Genomic DNA, 344 nt, shown 5'->3' on the forward strand with positions numbered 1-344 from the left:
TTCATTGTTTATTGCCTGTTTGTCTTTACTATCACGTTGTTTGCAGCTATTCACATCACACAAACGTGGGTTCTGCCACAAACAGCCAATTACTTCCTAATGATTCTTTTTATTATCCCGAAGCACATGCTTGCGAGGCAGGGAGTCAGGATGATAGGGCGGTATGCTGAGTTCGTAGGTATAAGCATGATTATAATGCTTCCTCTTTTTTTTATTGCGATGCAGGAAGGACATTTGATTCATTTGCTGCCTGTGCTAAAAGAAGGCTGGCTACCTGTTTTAAAGGGAGTCAAAACAACTGTTTTATCCTTCCTCGGCTTTGAGCTTGCGTTTATTTTGTATCC

The 344-nt window shown here is 41.0% G+C and carries 1 protein-coding gene; it reads left to right on the forward strand.

What is annotated here, in order from left to right; genetic code table 11:
• Positions 1–3: 3 nt before the first annotated feature.
• On the forward strand, positions 4–344 hold a 341-nt coding region (locus tag SB775_RS28115; protein ID WP_410864449.1), incomplete at its 3' end, for a GerAB/ArcD/ProY family transporter.

The sequence above is a fragment of the Peribacillus sp. SIMBA_075 genome (assembly GCF_046534585.1).